We start from the raw sequence: 17,276 nt of genomic DNA, 5'->3' as shown, positions 1-17,276 counted from the left end.
GGCCGGACCAACTGCTACTTGTCATGTTTGCACCCGGTATGCCCTCATGCAACGTCGCTGAAAATCCGCTGGAAAGGCTCTCTGACCTTCGGGTTTCCCAGATACTCGGCAATGCCGTGATGGTTGTGGCTGTCGTTGGTCACCAGCAGGTCGGTGACCCGTTCCGGCGGCGCGTACTCGGGCCGCAGCGTGTGGTCGAGGGCCACCAGATCCCGCAGGTCCGAGGCATTGCGCCAGGCCCGTACACCGGCCGGGACCGCGGGCGGCTTCGCCAGGTGGTCCTGCACCTCGGTGATCGCCAGCGGCGATCCGACCGTGGCGAACAGCTCGACCTCCCGGCCCTGCTCCGCCAGTACTTCGTAGGCGACGATGGACCCGAGGCTGTGGCCGACCACCGCAAGTGGGGCGCCGTCCAGGCCCTCCAGCGCCTCTTGCACCACGCCGCGAATCGTCTTCCCCGCGCCGCCGAAGAAATAGGCGTGCACGTCCTTGAAGGTGTGCTTGACGAGCAACCGGAACACGGCCTTGCGCGGTGTCGCGGGCAGCGGCAGCGCCTCGAGGGGGATGTCTGACGGCCCGGCATCCTCCATCTCGGCGAGTGTGTCCGCGAGAGAGGTCATTTCGGTCAGCCAGTCGACGAGCGGGTCCTTCGGCTCACCGGCGCCGGGCGTGGACTCGGGCCCGACGCCACCGGCCTCGAACCGTGCTTCGTCAAGAGTTCTCGCCACGAATTCCTGGGGCGGTTCGAACTCCATGGATGCGACTGTCTCCTCGATTTCCGACGGCCCCTGATCCAGGGGGTCGAGCCGGAAATCGGGCAAGGGCCTGTCGTACCGGGCTGGAGCCCAGTAGGCCATGCGCGAGAGATCGGCCATGTCGCTGCCGAAAAGCGCCCTGTCCCACTGGGACTTGAGTAGTTCCGAGCGGACTTTGTTCCCGTTTCCATGGACGTAAACGACTCTGGGTTGCATGACTGCCTCCCGCCTCCGCACGGACGCCGGTCACTGTCAGTATTGGGTCAGGGGGATTCGATCGCCATTCGGCCCCCCGCCGCTCGTCCGGCTGCGCCCGACAGGCCCGTTCAGGCGGTAGCGGCCGCTGCCGGGTTCGGAAGCCGGCAGCGCACGGAACGGATCCCGGTGATGCCCGTCGCCCCAGGTGCAAGGAGAAACCCCCATGGCCACCGGCCTCTCCCTCCACGTCGGACTCAACAAGGTCGACCCAGCCAAATACGGCGGCTGGGACGGCGAACTCGTCGCCTGCGAGAACGACGCCCGCGACATGGCCGGCCTGGCCCGCGAGGCCGGGTTCGACGAGACGACCGTCCTCACCACCGAGGGCACCGTCGAGAATGTCACCGCCGAGCTGAGGAAGGCGGCCAAGAGGCTGAAGAGCGGGGACATCCTGCTGTTCACCTACTCCGGCCACGGCGGCCAGGTGCCGAACGCCGTCGGCTCCGACGACGAACCGGACGAGTTCGACGAAACCCTCGTCCTGTACGACCGCGAGTTTCTCGACGACGAGCTGTACCGAGAGTTCGCCCGCTTCGAGGAGGGCGTCCGGATCGTTGCGCTCCTCGACTCCTGCCACAGCGGCAGCGGCATCGAGGTACGCGAGGTCCTCAGTCCCGAGGCCATGCAGAAGCAGTTCCAGACGCTCGACCCGGACCAGATCGAGAACACCTCACGGCTCATGCCGGTCGCCAAGCAGTACGAGATCTACCAACGGGACAAGGAATTCTTCGAGGAGATCCAGCGCGGCCTCGGCCCGAAGAAGACCCGTGAGTCGGAAGTGAGCGCCCTGCTCATCTCCGGCTGCCAGGACAACCAGCTCTCCTCCGACGGTCCGGTCAACGGCAAGTTCACCGGCACCCTGCTCGAGGTCTGGGACGGCGGGACGTTCCGCGGCGGGTACCGGGCCTTCCACCGCGACATTCTGCGCAGCATGCCGGCCACCCAGAGCCCGAACTTCTATGTGACCGGCCAACCCGGTGACCGGTTCCTGGAGCAGCGGCCCTTCACCGTGTGAGTGGAGCAAACAAGGTGAGCGGCCTCGTCACGGCCAGGCGCCGGCGAAGTCGATCTGCTCGGCCCACTCCGGGTGATCGATCAACGGATTGCGATTGCCCTGTATCTCGGCTATTGCCGCATTGCGGTGCCGCTCGTACTCGCTCACCTCGTTGGCACTGTGCCAGGCCAGCAGAAGGCCCAGGCGCTCCCGCTGGAGCTCGCGTGCCTCATCGCCGATGAACCCGGGGTAGCGCAGCAGGAAATACAGCGTCGCCCTGGCGACCGGACCCTTGCCGGCCGACGGCTCGAACTTCTCCGGCTCACGCCGCCCGCAGGCCTCCCGGACGACTTCCTCGCTGTCCGCGAAGTCGAAGTACGGGATGTTTCCGCGGAAGCTGTTGCACCCCGACTCGCAGGCGAAGAGGTGATGCAGATCCCCGCGCATGGGCTCCTTCTTGGCGAACCAGGACTGGGGCACGACATGCTCGCAGTTGAACGGCAGCGCCGCCTCCAGGGCGTCGAACTGGGCCTCGAGCGCGGCGGGACCTGGCGCACTCTCGTGCAGCAGGAACTCCTGCCAGCGTCCGATCCGGGCGGCCTCCACCGCGGCATCGGCCTGGATGAGCTCTTCGGGCGTGAAGTCCTTGCCCGAGTAGATGCTGCGCAACTGCTCGTCCGGATGCAGGTCGACCCACGGGTAGACCATACGCATCGGCTTGTACGCCGGCCGCTGCGCATGGGTGGCTTCGAGCAGTTCGGTGAGCGCGTGGCGCAGCCCGCTGGGGCGGTCGGCGCGGATGTTCGCGTAGTAGGCCTCGCGTGCGGTTTCGTCCGCACGCGCGTCGTAGTACGGGCGGCTACGTGCGGCCGCCAGGTTGACCAGCGCGGCGGCCAGGTCGTTCTCGGCAGGTGACTGACCGTCGATGCGGCCGACCCCGGAATCCGGCACGAGCGGGGGGCCGACTGTCGGCACGGGCGGTGACTGGGGAACCTGCGCCTGTGCTGGGGCCGGCGCTTGGGCCTGCGCTTGGGCCTGGGCCTGAGGTGCGGCCGGATCGAGGCTGACGCTGATGTGCAGCGGAACGCTCCAGTGCACGGTCCCGCCTGGTGCCGACTGCTGTGCTGCCTGCTGTGCTGCCCCGTCAAGTGCGAGGCTCTGCGGTCCGACGCCGTTTGACCCGCTCACCGGCGGCGGCGACGTCTCCACCGGGTGGAGGGCCCCTGCGGCCGCAAAGAGCTCTTCGCGCAGTGCGGCGCCGGCGCCGGTCAGGGGGGCCTGCCGGAGCGCGCCGAGGACGCGACTGATCCGCACCCCCTCGTTGGCCTTCCAGGCCAGTCGGTGCTCACCCATGGCCGGTTCCCAGCGGGACCCGTCGACGGCAAGGGGCTGACCGTGCTCGTCGGTGCGCGGAACACCGGCGTGATGCAGCGCCACGACCTCCCACTGGTCGTTGAAGACCGGCGACCCCGATGAGCCGGGTGCCGTGTCGGTCTCGTAGTGCAGGAACAGCTCCAGCAGGTCCACGACCCTGTTCTCACGCAGCGCTAGCTGCTTGGGCTCGCCGTTGGGGTGCTGGACGATGTTGACGATCTCTCCGAGGATGACCTTTCCCTCGGCCTCCTTGAGCGGCAGTCGGCCGAAAGACGACACCGGTTGGCCGTCCTGGGAGCGTTGGGCCACGGCGGCCACGCTGAAGTCGAGGTCACGGTCAGTGACAAAAAAGGTCCCCGGCTCCAGAGAGAACACCACGGGCGCGAGCAGCTGTCCGTCCAGGCCCTCCTGGAAGTTGAATTCGACAACACCGCGGGCCGCCTCGTCCGCCGTGTGCAGCACATGGTTGTTCGTCATCAGCAGCGAGGGGGACACCAGAAATCCGGTGCCGTGGAAAGTCCCGCCTCCGCCACGGACGGTCACCCGCCCGATAGAGCGGGATGCCACAAATCCCGCCTCGAGGAAGCCGACCCCAATAAGGTCATTGCGCCCCATCAGGCGCTCCAGCCCCAGCAGATCGGCTCCGGTCGTGTCAGGGTCCAGGTCCAGACTGCTGCCGGGGGTGGCTTCCGCGGGCGTTTGTTCAATCTGCTTGGCCATCGCCAGGTCGGCGCCCAGACGCGCCAGCCTCTTACTGATCCGTTCCGGCGAATCGGCGTACAGGATGCCGCTCTCGTCGAGCACCCGAAGGTTTCCTGCTCGCTCCGCGGTGCGCGTCGCGTAGCGCTCGCCGGCTCGCTTCACTTGCGTGAGGTATTCCGCCTCCGCCCGGGACAACTGTTCCACTGTCATGGCGGCCCGACCTCCTCGTGGCCCTCGTTCGTATGTGGGTTCGGCAGCTTTTTCGCCCCTCTTTCATTAGGACACGGAATGTGCAGCACTGCTCACTCGAATGGGGTAATGCTTCGCCCTTCAACACTCGACACTGAAACAGTTCCAATTTCTCCGTCCCCGGCGGGCCGACGTCCATCTCATCTGGCGGGTTCACGTACGGGTGCGTTGTGCCGCGCGTGCGAGAGGAAGGCGCGGGCGGGGCGGCTGAGCGGGCGGCGTCGGTGGACGATGCCGACGGCGCGCAGCAGCGGCGGGGTGAAGGAACGGACCTCGACGCGGTGGCCGAAGGCCCGCAACACCATGTCCCGGTACCAGATCAGTGAACCGAGCCCGTCCGTGACGCTGGTGACCCAGGCCAGCCGCTCGTCCGCCTCCACCACCGGCACGGGGCGCACGCCGAGCCGGCCGAACATCGCCTCGAGCTCGGTGCGCCGACCGGTTCCGGGGGTGGGCAGCACCATCCGCAGGCCGCTCAGCATCCGGTACGGCACGGGGTCGGGGAGCCCGGAGCCGCGCGGCGAGATCAGTACGACCTCGCGGTCCCGCAGATGATGCGTCGACAGCTCCTTGTCGACGGGCAGATCGACCAGGCCCAGCTCCGCCGCGCCGTCGGTCAGGGCTCCTACAAGTGCCTCGCGGCTGTCGTGCTGGAGCAGCCGTACCTCGATGCCGGGGTGGCGTTCGGTGAAGGAAGGCACGAGGTCGGCGGCGAGGTCGAGGGAGAGTGTCGGGGTGACGGTGACGGTCAGCGTGGTGGCGTTCGAACTGCGGCCGCGTGGGGGGCGGATGTCCTCGATGGCCTCCACGGCGTCGAGGACGGTGCGAGCCAGTCGTACGACCCGGGCGCCCACGGGGGTCAGGGTCGCTCCCCGGCTCCTGCGGTCCAGGAGTTCCACGCCGAGGTCGCGTTCCAGGGACTGGATGGAACGGGAGAGGGCGGGCTGGGCGATGTAGACCGAGTACGCCGCGGCGGTGATCGAGTGGCAGTCAGCGACGGCGACGAGATAGCGCAGCTGCTGGAGTGTGGGGGTCATGGACGGACGGTAGCCGCAGTGCCCTGCGGGTGTAAGAGCCGCGACTTATGAACAAATCCCGGTATACACAAGGAAGTTGATACACCGTCAGCAGAGCTCCCATACCTCTGAGGCATGGGTGGCGGATGTGCTTGACAGCGCCAGCCGACCGCCGCAACGATTCTTCGCGGCAAGCAATGTTACTGCCGATTAGCCTCACTGGTGCCCGTACACCTCTCAGCCCGCCGTGGTCCGACCCGCCCCGGCTGTGGCGCAGCGCCGGCCCTCCGTGCCGTGAACCACCGCTCGACGCTCCCTCGCCCGGCCCTGCTCGGAAACCAAGGAGAGCCCGTGACCTCGCAGCCGACCCGGTACTCAGGCCGGGACCTCGTCGTCGTGCTCAGCCCGTTCGAGGAGCCCAACGCCCCGATGGTCGCGGCCGCGGAACGGGCCGGCGCGCTGGGCCTGCTGGATCTCGGCAGGGACCGCGAACGGGCACGCGCCGCGATGGACGGGCTGCGAGGGCGTTATGGAGTACGCGTACCGGCCGGATGCCGGGTCACCCCGGCCGAACTGCCCGCCGCGGTGGACACCGTTCTGCTCGCCGAAGAGAACTGGCGCACAGGGACGGGCGAGTGGGCCGCGGGGCGCGGGCGCCGGGTATGGGCCGAGGTCGTCAGCCCCGCCGAGGCCACGGCCGCCGTCGCCGCCGGGGCAGTCGGGATCGTGGCCAAGGGGCACGAGGCAGGCGGCCGGGTCGGCGAGCTGACCACGTTCGTACTGCTCCAACGACTGCTGGCCGACCCCGAGATGACCGTCCCGGTCCTGGCGGCGGGAGGCATCGGCCCGCACACCGCGGCCGCGGCCGTCGCGGGCGGCGCCGCCGGAGTCGTACTCGACACGCAGCTCGCGCTCACCAGCGAGGGCACCGAGCCTCTGCCCGCCGCGGTCGCGGCCGCGATCCGGGCCATGGACGGCAGCGAAACCACCCTTGTCGCGGGCCACCGCGTCTATGCCCGTCCCGATCTGGCCCCACCGAAGGGGAACCTCGCCGAACTCCTCGGCGCGCGCGGCCTGCACACCCAGCCGCTGCCCATCGGACAGGACGGTGCGACGGCCGCCCGGCTTTCCTTACGCCACCGCACCACCGGCTCCGTCGTACAGGCCGTGCGGGCCGCCGTCACCGGCCATCTCGAAGCTGCGGTACGGGCCCGGCCCCTTCAGCCGCGCCCGGACGCAGGCCATCTGCCCGTTGCCCAAGGGCCCATGACCCGCGTCAGCGACCGGCCCGCCTTCGCCCGGGCGGTGGCCGACGCGGGCGGGCTGCCCTTTCTCGCCCTCGCCGTGATGGACGGCCATGATGTACGCGAACTGCTCACCGAGACCGCCGAGCGCCTGGCCGGCCGGGACTGGGGCGTCGGACTGCTCGGCTTCGCCCCCGACGAGCTGCGCCGCGAACAGCTCGCCGCCGTCGCCGACGTACGGCCGCCGTACGCGATCATCGCGGGCGGCCGGCCCGCGCAGGCCGCCCCTCTCGAAGCCGCCGGGACCCGGACCTATCTGCATGTGCCCTCGCCCGGACTGCTGGAGCAGTTTCTCGCCGAGGGGGCGCGGCGGTTCGTCTTCGAAGGGCTCGAGTGCGGCGGGCACATCGGGCCGCGCGCCGCCTTCCCGCTCTGGGAGGAGCAGATCGAGCGGCTGCTGGCCTGCCCGAACGCAGCCGAGCTCGACCTGCTGTTCGCCGGGGGCATCCACGACGAACGGTCGGCCGCGATGGCGGTGGCCGCCGCCGGTCCGCTGGCCGAGCGCGGCGCCCGGATCGGCGTCCTCATGGGCACCGCCTATCTGTTCACCGAGGAGGCCGTGTCCGCCGGAGCCGTACTGCCCGGCTTCCAGCGCACAGCCATCGACTGCCGGGCCACGGCACTGCTGCACACCGCCCCCGGCCATGCCACACGCTGCGCCGTCACTGCGTACGCCGATGTCTTCACCGCCACCGCCGAACGGCTGAGGCAGGACGGCGCGAGCCCCAGCGAGGTGTGGGAGAAGCTGGAGAAGCTCAACCTCGGGCGGCTGCGGATCGCCAGCAAGGGCCTGCGTCACACCGCGGCGGGGCCCGCCCCGGTGGACGAGGAGGAACAGCGCGGCGAAGGCCTCTACATGCTCGGCCAGATCGCCACCGCGCGCACCGCCACCACCACGGTCGCCGCCCTGCACACCCAGGTCACCGAGGGCGCGACGCAGCTGCTCGCGAAGCGTCTGGAGGAATTGCGGGCCGAGGCACCCGAACCCCTGGCGGAGGAGGCTCCGCTCGACATCGCGGTCGTCGGCATGGCCTGCCGCTATCCCGGAGCCGACGACCTCGCCGGCTACTGGTCGAACATCGTCGCCGGTACCGACTCCGTCACCGAAGTGCCCGCCGACCGCTGGGACACTGCCGCCTACCACGACCCCGATCCGGCACGGGCGGGGGAGCGGACTCCGTCCCGTTGGGGCGGCTTCCTGCCGCCCGCCCCGTTCGACGCGCTCGCCCACGGCATCGCCCCGGCCTCCCTCGGCAGCATCGAACCGGTGCAGTTGCTCGCACTCGACATCGCCGCCCGCGCCCTCGCCGACGCCGGATACGCGGGGGAGCGGCACTTCGACCGCTCCCGCACCTCGGTCGTCTTCGGCGCCGAGGCCGGTACGGATCTCGCCGGGGCCTACGGCTTTCGCGCCCTGCACCCCGGCTATCTCGGCGAGCTGCCGCCCGAACTGGACGCCCAACTGCCGCGGCTGACCGAGGACTCCTTCCCCGGCGTCCTCGCGAACGTCATCGCCGGACGTGTCGCCAACCGACTCGATCTCGGGGGCGCCAACTGCACCATCGATGCCGCCTGTGCCTCCTCGCTCGCCGCCCTCGACCTGGCCTGCAAGCAACTGCGCGACCGGGACAGCGACATGGTGCTGTGCGGCGGCGCCGACGTGCACAACGGCATCAACGACTACCTGATGTTCGCCTCCGTACGAGCCCTGTCGCCCACCGGCCGGTGCCGCCCCTTCGACGCCTGTGCCGACGGCATCGCACTCGGCGAAGGCGTCGCCTGCCTGGTACTCAAGCGTCTGGCGGACGCCGAACGTGACGGCGACCGCATCTACGCCGTCGTGAAGGCCGTCGGCGCTTCCAGCGACGGCCGTTCCCTCGGCCTCACCGCACCCCGGCCCGAAGGGCAGCGCCGCGCACTGGAACGCGCCTACCGGCGCTCCGGGATCACGCCCGCCGAGATCGGTCTGGTGGAGGCGCACGGCACAGGCACCGTCGTGGGGGACAGCACCGAACTGGCCGTCCTCACCGAGGCCTTCGGGGGCTCGGACGCCGGTGGATGCTCGCTCGGCTCCGTCAAGTCGCAGCTCGGTCATACGAAATGCGCGGCAGGGCTGGCCGGGCTGATCAAGGCGGCACGGGCCGTGCACTGCGGCGTCCGGCCGCCGACTCTACATCTGACCAGCCCCAACCCCGACTGGCAGCCGGACACCAGCCCCTTCTGCTTCGACACGGAGGCCAGGCCGTGGGCCGAGCCCGTCGGCCGACGGCTCGCCGCCGTCAGCGCCTTCGGGTTCGGAGGCACCAACTACCACGCCGTCCTCGCCGGGTACGGGGATGCGGACGAGCCCGCGCACGGGCTGGACAACTGGCCCGCCGAGCTCTTCTGCTTCCGGGGCACGGACCGTCCCGCCGCTCTGCGGGCGATCGACCGCCTCGCCGCCCGGCTGGAACAGAACGACGCGGCGGGACGGCCCTGGCCGCTGCGCGACCTCGCAGGCGAGACGTCGGCCGGGGAGGGCGAGATCCAGGTCGCGGTCGTCGCGACAAGCCTTGACGACCTGGCGTCCAAGCTGGACCGGGCCCGGGAGTTCGCCACCGATGACGGCATCCATGTGCGCACCGACGCAGAGGAGTTGGGCCGGATCGCTTTCCTCTTCCCGGGGCAGGGCAGCCAGCGTCCCGGCATGCTCGGGGACCTGTTCATCGCCTTCCCGCGGCTGCGGACGATGCTGTACGCAGCGGACCCTCGCCGCGTGACGAGGATGTTCCCGCCCGCCGCCTTCACACCGGAGGAGCGGGCCGCCCAGCGCGCCGCCGTCACCGACACCCGGACCGCCCAGCCTGCCCTCGGCATCACCGGAGCGGCCGCCCACCTCCTGCTCACGTCGCTCGGCATACGTCCCGACTGCACGGCCGGGCACTCCTACGGCGAGCTGGTCGCCCTCTGGGCCGCCGGCGCCTACGACACCGACACCCTCCTGCGGCTGAGCGACCGCCGGGCGGAGGCGATACTCACCGCCGCCGGAGACGACCCCGGAGCGATGGCCGCGGTGCCCGCGCCCCCCGAGGCCCTGCCCGAACTGCCACCCGGCTGCGTTGTCGCCAACCACAACTCACCGTCCCAGTGCGTCATCTCAGGGCCCACGCATGCGGTCGATGCCGCGATCGGCGCGCTGCGTGACGCGGGGATCGCGGCCGAGCGCATCCCGGTCGCCTGTGCCTTTCACAGCGAAGTCGTCGCGGGCGCCGCCGACGCGCTGGCGGCGGAACTCGCCGCCTCGGCCGTGGCCCGGCCCGCGCTTCCGGTCTGGTCGAACACCACGGCGCGTCCCTATCCCGCCGAGCCGGTGGGCGTACGGGAGTTGCTGGCCCGACAGCTCGCCGAACCGGTGCGCTTCGCCGAGCAGATCGAGGCGATGTACGCCTCCGGGGTGCGGACCTTTGTGGAGGCGGGCCCGGGCCGGGTGCTGACCGGACTGGTCGGCCGGATCCTGGGCGACCGGCCGCACACCGCCGTCCCGCTCGACGTCCCGGCCGAACACGGCGTGACCCGCCTGGTGACCGCGCTGGCCGAACTCGCCGCGGCGGGCGTCTCCTTCGACCCGGAGCCGCTGTTCAAGGGGCGTGCCGCGGCGCTGCCCGCCGAGCCGCCCCGGCGTGCCGGATGGCTGGTGGACGGCCATCTCGTACGGACGGCTGACGGACAGCCCGTGGCGGGCGGACTGCGCCCGGCCCGGCGGGTGGCGGTCGCTCGTCCCGCGGTGGCCGCTGACCGGCGGGAGGACGCCGTACTGGAGTACTTGCGTGGTGCGCGGGAACTGGTTGCCGCGCAACGGGACGTGCTGCTGGGCTACTTGGGGGCCGACGGTGCGTCACCACGCACACCGTTGGTCGCGCCCGAGCCCGAAGCCCGAGAGGTCTTCGCGCCCCGGCCGGTCGCCGAGGGGACCGAGAGCCGCCCCCTCACGCGCGACGAGCTCCTGGATGCCGTGCTGGAGATCGTCCATCTGCGCACCGGCTACCCGAGGGAGATGCTCGACCCGGCCCTCGACCTGGAGGCCGATCTGTCGGTGGACTCCATCAAGCGGGTGGAGATCATCGGGGCGCTGGCGGACCGCATCGGGCTGCCGCGCGGTGCGGACGGTCCGGCGGAGTCGGCCGTCGAGGAACTCTCCCGGCTGAAGACCATCAGCGGCATCGTCGAGTGGATTGTGGCGCGCGACGCGACGGCGGAGCAGGAACCGGGCGCCGGGCCGGCCGCCGATCCCACGACCGAGCCGCCCACCCGCGAGGACGGGCTTCGTCCCGCGCTCCCCGCCCGGGAGGATCGGCCGCGCCCAACGCTCCCCGCCCGTCTCCTGGTCGAGGTCGCCCCCGTGGGGCCGCCCACCACCCGCGACCCGGCCGATGTGCTGCCCGGCCTGCGGTTCGCCGTCGTCGACGACGGTCTTGGGGTCGCCGTCGCCCTCGCCGCCGCACTGGAGTCCCACGGAGCCGAGGTGCGCACCCTCCACCCGGCCCGCCTGGCGGACGCCGCCGGGGCCGACGGCGTGGTGGACCTGAGCGCACTGCGCCCCGGCCCGGCGCCCGTGCTGCCGGAGAACTTCGGCGCGCTGCGCGCGATCCTGACGGCGGGCACCGGCCGGCTGCTGCTCGTCACCGGCCGCGGCGGAGCGTTCGGCCGTACCGCGTCGTCAGAGGCATCGCCGGGTACGGCCGACCCGATCCCCGGGGCAGGTCTCACCGGCTTCGCCCGTGCCGCGGCGATCGAACACCCCGCCACAGCGGTGCGTGCCGTGGACGTCGACCCCAAGGACCGCCCCGAGCGGATCGCCGCCCATCTGGTCGCCGAACTGTGCGCCGCTGACGAGCCCGTGGCCATTGGGTACACCAACGGCACGCGCAACAGCCTGCGCACCGTCGCCGCGCCCCTCGCCCTCGGTGAAGCGCCACCCCCGCTCCCGATCGGGCGCGACGCGGTGGTGCTGCTGACCGGCGGCGCCCGCGGCATCACCGCCCGTACGGCCATCGCCCTCGCCGAAGCCACCGGCTGCCACATCGAACTCATCGGCCGCACGCCACCGCCCGACGACGCCGAGGACCCGGCCGTCGCCCATGCCCATGACCGGGTCGCCCTGCGCGCGGCCCTCGTCCGGCAAGGTCTGCGCACCCCGGCGGAGATCGAGACGGCCGCGACCCGCATCCTCGCCGCCCGCGAGATCCGCAGCACGCTGGCCGCCCTCACTGGCACGGCCGCTTCCGTGCGCTATCACGCGGCGGACGTCACCGACCTCGATGCCGTACGCGCTGTCGTCCATGACGTACGCATGCGTCACGGCCGACTCGACGGCATCGTGCACGGCGCCGGAACCATCGAGGACAAGCTGCTGCGGGAGAAGGACCCGGCGTCCTTCGCCCGGGTCTTCACCACCAAGGTCGACGGCGCACGCCATCTCGCGGAGGCCGCCGCCGACCACGGTGACGGTCCCGCCCCCGGCTTCCTCTGCCTCTTCGGCAGCGTCGCCGGTGTCTTCGGCAACCGCGGACAGGCCGACTACGCGGCCGCCAACGAGGCCCTGGACACTCTCGCCACGACGCCCGCCTGGTCGCGACGCTTCCCGGGCCGGGTCCTCGCCGTCGACTGGGGCCCATGGGCGGCCGAGGCAGGTGGCATGGTCACGCCCGAGCTGGAGCGGATGTACGCGAGCCGCGGCATCCCGCTCCTCGAACCGGCCGCGGGCACCTCCGCGTTCCTCGCCGAACTGGCGCACGGCACCACCGGCCAGGTCGTCCTCCTCGCCGAAGAGAGCCGGGCCTCGGCCCAGGCCCACCATGGCTGACCCCGGCCCCCGTCCGACCGACGCCGCCATCATCGGCATGGGCGCCGTCTTCCCCGGGGCCGCCGATCTGACCGCGTACCGTCGCAACCTCGTCGCGGGCACGGACGCCATCGGCGATGTGCCGCCCGGCCGCTGGGACCCCCAGGTCTACTACGACGCGAACGGCACCGAAGGACCTGCCCGCAGCGACCACTTCTACTGCCGGCGCGGCGGCTTCATCGACGACCTCGCCGCCTTCGACCCGACCTGCTTCGGCATCATGCCCGCCGCCGTGGCCGGTGCCGAGCCCGACCAACTGCTCGCCCTGCGCGTCATCGCCGAGGCCGTGGCCGATGCCGGGGGCGAGGAGCGGCTGCCCGCCGACCGCTCCCGGATCGGCGTCATCCTCGGCCGCGGCGGGTTCATGGGCGTCGCCACCGCCCGCCTCGACCAGCGCGTGCGCACCGCCCACCAGTTGTCCGCGACCTTGCGCGAACTCGCCCCCGAACTGGGCGAGGAGCGCATCAGCCAGGTGCGTGAAGCCTTCCAGGCAGGGCTGGGCCCCGAACGGCCGGAGGCGTCCATCGGCCTCGTACCCAGTTTCACCGCGGCGCGGGCCGCCAACCGCCTCGACTTCCAGGGCCCCGCCTACACCCTCGACGCCGCCTGTGCCTCCTCGCTGCTCGCCGTCGAGCAGGCGGCCGGCCTGCTGGCCTCCGGCAGCTGCGACCTGATGGTCGCCGGAGCCGTGCACCACTGCCATATCGCCACGCTGTGGAGCGTCTTCACCCAGCTGCGGGCGTTGAGCCCGAGCCAGCAGATCCGCCCTTTCGACCGCCGCGCCGACGGCACGCTGCTGTCCGAGGGCACGGGCGTCGTCCTGCTCAAGCGCCTGGCGGACGCCGAGCGTGACGGCGATCGCGTCTATGCCGTCGTACGCGGCGTGGGCGTGGCGGGCGACGGCCGCGCCGCGAGCCTGATGAGCCCCCTGGTCGACGGCCAGGTTCGTGCCCTGCACCGGGCCTGGACGCAGGCCGGGCTCGATCCGGCCGCTCCCGGCGCGCTCGGCCTGCTGGAGGCGCACGGCACCGGTACGCCGGTCGGCGACGAGGCCGAACTTGCCACCCTGGCCCGCGTATTCGGTCCGCGCACGGCAGGCGCGGAACCCGTCGCGATGGGGTCCGTGAAGTCGATGCTCGGCCACACCATGCAGGCTTCCGGGATGGCCGGGCTGATCAAGGCCGTACTCGCAGTGCACGACGGAACGCTGCCCCCGACCCTCCATCTCGAAGCACCGCACGAGGGCTTCGCCGCGACGCGGATGCGACCGGTGACTCAGTCGGAACCCTGGGAGCGCGGGGGCGCGCCGCGTCGGGCCGGCGTGAACGCCTTCGGCTTCGGCGGGATCAACGCGCATGTGGTGGTGGAGGAGGCGCCGGGTGCTGGCACGTTCGTCCCGCCGGGCAGGCGCGGGTCGGGCCGACCCGCTGCGATCGACGAACCTCCTGTGACCCTGCTTGCCGCTGCCACATCGGGCGAACTCGGCCGCCGCCTGGTCGAGGAGTTGGCGGACTCGGGAGAGTCCACGCCACCACTGCCGTCAGAGGGGCCCTGCCGCCTCGCCGTTCTCGGTCTCACCCCGAAGCGGCGGGCTCTGGCCATGGCGGTCGTCGCCCGGGGAAGGCCGTGGCGCGGTCGTGGCGGTGTGTGGTTCACGCCGAGCCCGCTGCTCGCGGACGATGCACGACTGGCGTTCGTCTTTCCGGGCCTGGAGCCGGACTTCACGCCGTACGTCGATGATGTCGCCGACCGCTTCGGTCTGCCCCGGCCCGTGCCGGCCGGCGGCGCCACCCTCGTGGAGCGGGCGGTGGACGCCATCGCCGTCGGCCGCTTCTTCGCCCGCGTACTGCCCGAACTGGGCATACACGCCGATGTGCTGGCCGGACACAGCCTGGGGGAGTGGACCGCGATGGTGGTCGCCGGGATGTATCCCCAGCAGGCCGTCGACACTTTCCTCGACTCGCTGCGGCCGGGCGATCTCGACGTTCCCGATCTCGTGTACGCGGCACTCGGCTGCGGGGCGCAGCAGGCCCGGGCCGCCCTGCACGGGCTGGACCGCGTCGCCGTCAGCCACGACAACTGCCCCCATCAGTCGGTGCTGTGCGGGGAACCGCGTCCCGTGACCGAGGCGCTGGCCCGCCTTGCCGAACAGGGCGTACTCACCCAGGAGCTGCCTTTCCGGTCCGGCTTCCACACGCCCATGTGGGCGCCCTACCTCGATCAGGTCCGCGCCGCGTTCGCCAGACTCCCGCTCCGGCCGCCGACCGTGCCGGTCTGGTCGGCGACCACGGTCGCCGCGTACCCCGGCGGCGAGCAGGACGTCCGAGAGGTGGTGCTGCGCCATCTGCTGGAACCGGTGCGCTTCCGGGAGTTGACGGCACGGCTGTACGCGGAGGGGGTACGGGCCTTCATACAGATGGGCCCGGGCAGCCTGCCCGGTTTTGTGTCGGACACCCTGCACGGCCGGGACCACCTGGCCGTCTCCGCGGGCGCGGGGCGGGGCGGCAGCGGTCTTGACCAGCTGCGCCGGCTGGCCGCGGCCCTGTGGACCGAAGGGCTGAACCCGCGCTGGGACCGGCTGGCGGAGGACGAGTACGCGGCGGTCACCTCGCCTGCGCCTGTCGCGGCCCCCGCGCCCGCGGCCCTCGAACGCACGGCCCCCGAGCCCGCCCTCGTACGGCTCGACCTCGGCTCTCCGCTCATCAGCCTGGGAGCCGCCGCGCCCCCGCTCCGTCTCGCCCACCCGCCCCACTCGCCCCGGGCGTCCACCCCTGGTCAAGCGGGACTCCTGTCGGCCCTCGACGCCGTACTCGACGAAACGCACGACGCCGCACGCGCCGTCGCCGATGCCTGGCGCGCGAATCCCGCACCGCAGCCGCCTGCGTCAGCTGCCCGCCGCACCCGGCGACGGCTCTCCCTTCAGACCATGCCCTACGTCCGTGACCACTGCGTCTATCTCCAGCCCGACAGCTGGCCCGAAGCCTCGGACCGCTTCCCCGTCGTCCCCATGACCACCCTTCTCGAACTCGCCGCGGACGCCGCACGCCAGGCCGCTCCCGGGCGGGTCGTGACCGGCTTCGACGACGTGCGGGCCCTGCGCTGGCTGCCCGTCGCGCCTCCCGTCGACGCGGAGTTCCATGTGACTTGCGACCCCGCGGGCGACCGGGTACGCGTGGAGATCGGCGACTGCGCGATGGTCACCGTCACTCTCGCGGACCGTCATGCGGCCCCTCCCGCCTCCGACCGTTCGGCGCTGACCCGTGAAGGGCCGCCTCCCGTCAGCGCCGAGGCCCTCTACCGCGACCGGTGGATGTTCCACGGCCCCGCGTTCGCCGGAGTCCACGCGGTGACCGCCGTCGCCGACGACGGCGTGCGCGGGGTGCTGCGTGCCCTGCCCGCGCCGGGCGCGCTGCTGGACGCCGCCGGTCAACTCCTCGGCCACTGGATGCAGTTGCGGCTACCCGCCGACCGACTTGTCTTCCCCGCCTCGTTGGAACGGGTCAGCCTGTACGGGCCCGCCCCGCGCGAGGGAGCCCTGCTCCGGGCCACCGCCCGCATCCGCGCCGTACGCCCCGGCTCCGTGGTGGGCGATGTGGAACTCGCCGCCGACGACGGCACGGTGTGGGCCCGCCTGGAGGGCTGGACGTACCGGCGTTTCGCCGCCGACGAGCGGGTGTGGCCGATGAAGTTCACCCCGGAGATCTGCGGTATCGGCGAGCCGCAGCCCGGCGGCTGGTGCCTCGCCAGGCGCCGCTGGACCGACCCCGCATCGCAGGAGCTGGTGATGCGGCGCTATCTGGGTGCCGCCGAGCGCGCGGTGTACGAGAAGCGACCGCCGCGGGCTCGCACGGCCTGGCTGCTGGGGCGGATCGCCGCCAAGGACGCCGTACGCCACCTCTTGTGGGACGGCGGTGCGGGACCCCTGTTCCCCGCGGAGGTCCCGGTCGGCAACGACGATGCGGGCCGCCCCCGCGCCGAGGGCCCGCGCGCCGCCGGGCTGCGGCTCTCCCTCGCACACAAGGACCGGCTGGCCGTGGCGTACGCACACCCACGTCACGCCGTCGGCATCGACATCGAGACCGTCACCGAGGACCCGGAGGCGCTGAGCCGCATCGCCCTGACCGCCGACGAGCGCCGGCTCGCCGAACAACTCGCCGCGCGCGAAGAGTTCGACCTCGCGCAGGCGCTCACCGCCCTCTGGTCCGCCAAGGAAGCCGCCGCCAAGGCCGAGGGCACCGGCCTGGGGGGACGACTGCGGCAGTGGACCGTCAGCGACACCGGACCCACAGGGCTGCGGGTGATCTCTCCCCAGGGCCGCAGCCACACCGTACGGATCAGCACGGTCGACGATCCGCCCGGCCCGGACAACCGTCCCACCACCCATGTTGTCGCCTGGACCGAACCCCCCATCCCCACCCCCACGGAGGCCAGCCATGGCATCTGATGCCACCGCCGAACAGATACTCGCCGAGATCACCGGCATGCTCGTCGAGACCGTCGGCGACGAGTTCCTCCTCGCGGACGAGGTCACCCTGGCGACCACCTTCAACGAGGACCTGGCGCTGGAGAGCATCGAGTTCGTCGCGCTCGCCGAGCTGCTCCAGAAGCGCTACGGGTCAGCGGTGGACCTGATCGCCCTCCTGGCCGAGAAGGACATGGAGGAGATCCTCGCCATGACGGTCGGCGACCTCGTGGCGCATATCGCCGCCGCACCCGCTTCGGCCCCGGCCGTCTGAGCCCGCC

The 17,276-nt window shown here is 71.8% G+C and carries 7 protein-coding genes; 4 read left to right on the top strand and 3 right to left on the bottom strand.

All coding sequences use genetic code 11. The features are described 5' to 3' along the window. Positions 1-44: 44 nt before the first annotated feature. Positions 45-755 carry a hypothetical protein gene (locus OG729_RS03485; protein WP_405804203.1) on the bottom strand — a complete coding sequence of 237 codons (711 nt, stop codon included), beginning with the start codon at positions 753-755 and terminating at the stop codon, positions 45-47. 421 nt (positions 756-1,176) lie between these two features. Between OG729_RS03485 and OG729_RS03480 the strand changes: the two genes are divergently transcribed. Then, on the top strand, positions 1,177-2,028 hold the full coding sequence (locus OG729_RS03480; protein WP_405804202.1) for a caspase family protein: 852 nt from the start codon (positions 1,177-1,179) through the stop codon (positions 2,026-2,028). A gap of 27 nt (positions 2,029-2,055) precedes the next feature. Here the strand turns inward: OG729_RS03480 and OG729_RS03475 are convergent, their stop codons facing one another. Together OG729_RS03475 and OG729_RS03470 are read right to left on the bottom strand one after the other, a co-directional pair. Then, positions 2,056-4,293: an endonuclease gene (locus OG729_RS03475; RefSeq protein ID WP_405804200.1), complete on the bottom strand. Its 2,238-nt coding sequence runs from the start codon at positions 4,291-4,293 to the stop codon at positions 2,056-2,058. A 179-nt stretch (positions 4,294-4,472) separates the two neighbouring features. Beyond that, positions 4,473-5,369 (bottom strand): LysR family transcriptional regulator, encoded by an 897-nt coding sequence (locus tag OG729_RS03470; RefSeq protein WP_405804199.1) that lies wholly within the window; start codon positions 5,367-5,369, stop codon positions 4,473-4,475. A gap of 330 nt (positions 5,370-5,699) precedes the next feature. Between OG729_RS03470 and OG729_RS03465 the strand changes: the two genes are divergently transcribed. Genes OG729_RS03465 through OG729_RS03455 form a run of 3 tightly spaced genes read left to right on the top strand, consistent with a single transcriptional unit; the run spans position 5,700 to position 17,269 of the window. Next, on the top strand, positions 5,700-12,494 hold the full coding sequence (locus OG729_RS03465) for an SDR family NAD(P)-dependent oxidoreductase (RefSeq protein ID WP_405804197.1): 6,795 nt from the start codon (positions 5,700-5,702) through the stop codon (positions 12,492-12,494). Then, entirely contained in the window at positions 12,487-16,977 is a 4,491-nt protein-coding gene (locus OG729_RS03460) for a beta-ketoacyl synthase N-terminal-like domain-containing protein (RefSeq protein ID WP_405804195.1), read from the top strand. Before OG729_RS03465 ends, OG729_RS03460 begins: the two co-directional genes overlap by 8 nt. Further along, positions 16,967-17,269 (top strand): acyl carrier protein, encoded by a 303-nt coding sequence (locus OG729_RS03455; protein ID WP_405804193.1) that lies wholly within the window; start codon positions 16,967-16,969, stop codon positions 17,267-17,269. The genes OG729_RS03460 and OG729_RS03455 overlap by 11 nt, the downstream gene beginning before the upstream one ends. The last annotated feature ends 7 nt before the right edge of the window (positions 17,270-17,276 follow it).

It is taken from the genome of Streptomyces sp. NBC_00210, from assembly GCF_045160975.1.
GTDB lineage: Bacteria > Actinomycetota > Actinomycetes > Streptomycetales > Streptomycetaceae > Streptomyces.
Note: the sequence above shows the minus strand (reverse complement) of the source record. Positions and strands in the feature narration are given on the sequence as shown.